Origin of the sequence: Mesorhizobium sp. M8A.F.Ca.ET.181.01.1.1 (assembly GCF_004792025.1) — a bacterium.
GTDB lineage: Bacteria > Pseudomonadota > Alphaproteobacteria > Rhizobiales > Rhizobiaceae > Mesorhizobium.
This window is the reverse complement of record NZ_SRTV01000031.1, coordinates 1-2,492: the sequence shown is the minus strand read 5'-3', so window position 1 is coordinate 2,492 and position 2,492 is coordinate 1. Positions and strand designations below refer to the sequence as shown.

The 2,492-nt window shown below is 66.0% G+C and carries 3 protein-coding genes; all 3 read left to right on the top strand.

Annotated elements, in window-relative coordinates; all coding sequences use genetic code 11:
* The first annotated feature begins 77 nt into the window (after positions 1–77).
* Positions 78–524, top strand: a complete 447-nt coding sequence (locus EN824_RS33410) for a transposase (RefSeq protein WP_128314335.1) — start codon at positions 78–80, stop codon at positions 522–524.
* Entirely contained in the window at positions 521–877 is a 357-nt protein-coding gene (gene tnpB, locus EN824_RS33405) for an IS66 family insertion sequence element accessory protein TnpB (protein WP_120019134.1), read from the top strand. The genes EN824_RS33410 and tnpB overlap by 4 nt, the downstream gene beginning before the upstream one ends.
* 69 nt (positions 878–946) lie before the next feature.
* Complete coding sequence (locus EN824_RS33400) at positions 947–2,479, top strand: IS66 family transposase (RefSeq protein ID WP_128314334.1); 1,533 nt, start codon at positions 947–949, stop codon at positions 2,477–2,479.
* Positions 2,480–2,492 lie beyond the last annotated feature (13 nt).

Here is a 2,492-nt window from a genome sequence, read left to right as displayed (position 1 = left end):
CGTAAGCGCTGTTCCGGTGGCACCTTTCGCTCGTGGTCGTGAGGAACGATGTTCGGAGCCTTTGAGGGCTTCGACACATGACGATTTCAGAGCTTACACTTAAATCCAACGATCCTGAGCCCGCGCGCCGTTTCGAGGTGTTCACGGGTTCCGGTCGGCGGCGCGAATGGTTGCCGGAGGAGAAGGCTCGGATCGTTGCGGAAAGCTACGATGCCGGCGAGACCGTGAGTGCGGTGGCCCGGCGATATGCATTGTCCCCGCAGCAGCTGTTCGCCTGGCGTCGGGCCGCCCGTCAGCCTTTGGCGGAAGCGCCGGCACCGGAATCGCTATTTGTTCCGGCGGTGGTCGCAGCGCCGATGTCGGAGCCGGCGGCAAGGCGGATGCCGGAGCAGCGGAAACGGAAAGCCGCCCGGGATGCCGGCGTGATCGAGCTGGAGATCGATGGCGTCGCCATGCGGGTCGGCCGTGGCGCCGACGCCAGGACGGTGGCGGCGGTGATCCGTGCGCTGAAAGCGCCGTCGTGATCGGGCCGACGGGCGCGGTCAAGGTCATGGTGGCGACAAAGCCAGTAGACTTCCGCAAGGGCGCGGAGGGCTTGGCGGCGCTCGTGCGCGAGACGATGGGCGCCGATCCGTTCAGCGGCGCGGTCTATGTCTTCCGCGCGAAGCGGACTGACCGGATCAAGCTGATCTTCTGGGACGGCACCGGCGTCTGCCTTTATGCCAAGCGGCTGGAGGACGGCGAGTTCCGCTGGCCGAAAGTCCATGACGGCATAATGCGGCTGACGGCCGCGCAGCTGTCGGCGCTGCTCGAAGGTCTCGACTGGCGGCGGGTCCATGAAGCCCGCCGGACCCGCGTTCCGGCGCAGGCAGGCTGATCCGCGACCAAGTGAATCAGCCCGGATTCCACTGTCGCCCGGCGTTGACGAATATGGTCTGATCCGCTCATGGCGATAACGGCTGACCAGCTTCCCGACGATCCGGACGCGCTGAAGGCGATGGTCCTGGCGCGCGATGTCGAGAATGCCCGGCTGATCCAGATCATCAAGGAATTGCAGCGTCACCGCTTTGGCCGAAGAGCCGAGACGCTTCCCGAGGATCAGTTACTGCTGGGGCTCGAAGAGGCCGAACAGATTGAGGCCGCCGGCGAGGAAGAGCAGGAACAGACCGCTCCTTCTGAGCATCAAGCAAAGGCTGCGAAGCGCCGGGCGAACCGTGGCGCGCTGCCGGTCCATCTTCCGCGCGTGGAGATGGTGGTCGACATCGAGGACCATGCCTGTCCGTGCTGTCGCAATGGCCTGCACCGGATCGGCGAGGACGTGAGCGAGCGGCTCGACATCGTTCCGGCGCAGCTGCGCGTGATCGTGGTGCGCCGGCCCAAATATGCCTGCCGCGCCTGCGAGGACGTTATCGTGCAGGCTCCGGCACCTGCGCGGCTGATCGAAGGTGGCCTGCCGACCGAGACCACCGTCGCGCAGGTGCTGGTCTCTAAGTATGCCGATCATCTGCCGCTCTATCGCCAGGCGCAGATCTACGCCCGGCAGGGCATCAATCTCGATCGCTCCACGCTCGCCGACTGGGTCGGCCGCGCCGCTTGGCACCTGCGTCCAGTCCACGAGCGACTGCTGGCGAAGCTGAAGTCCTCGCCGAAGCTGTTCGCCGACGAGACCACAGCGCCAGTGCTCGATCCCGGCCGCGGCAAGACGAAGACAGGCCAGCTCTGGGCCTATGCCCGAGACGATCGGCCATGGGAGGGAGCCGACCCGCCGGGCGTCGCCTATGTCTATGCGCCGGACCGAAAGGCGGAGCGACCGATCGCTCATCTCGCGGGCTTTGCCGGAATCCTGCAGGTCGACGGATATGGCGGCTATCGCGTGCTCGCCGACAAGAGCGGCGTCGTGCTCGCGTTCTGCTGGGCACATGTGCGCCGGCGCTTCTACGAACTCGCCGCGGCCGGTCCCGCGCCGATCGCCAGCGAGGCGCTCCGGCGGATCGCTGAACTCTACAGAATCGAAGATGACATTCGTGGACGATCCGCCGAGCAGCGCCGTGCCACGCGCCAGGACAAGAGCCGCCCGATCGTCGTCGATCTCGAGCCCTGGCTTCGCGAAAAGCTCGGGCTGATCAGCCAGAAAACAAAGCTCGCCGAAGCGATCCGCTACACGCTCTCGCGCTTCGATGGCCTCTCGCGCTTCCTCGACGATGGCCGCATCGAGATCGACTCCAATACCGTCGAGCGGTCGATCCGCCCGATCGCGCTGAACCGCAAGAACGCACTCTTCGCCGGATCGGATGGCGGCGCCGAGCACTGGGCCGTCGTCGCCTCGCTGATCGAAACTTGCAAACTCAACGCTGTCGAGCCGCTCGGCTACCTCGCCGACGTCCTCACCAGGATCGTCAACGGCCACCCCAACAGCCAGATCGACGATCTCCTGCCGTGGGCCTACATCCGGGCTCCCGCGCTCAGGGCTGTGGCCTGAGGACACCGCTTAC

Excerpts from the sequence above, each read along its gene's own strand:
- EN824_RS33410 (WP_128314335.1), top strand. The coding sequence starts at position 78 with ATGACGATTTCAGAGCTTACACTTAAATCCAACGATCCTGAGCCCGCG.
- EN824_RS33400 (WP_128314334.1), top strand. The coding sequence starts at position 947 with ATGGCGATAACGGCTGACCAGCTTCCCGACGATCCGGACGCGCTGAAG.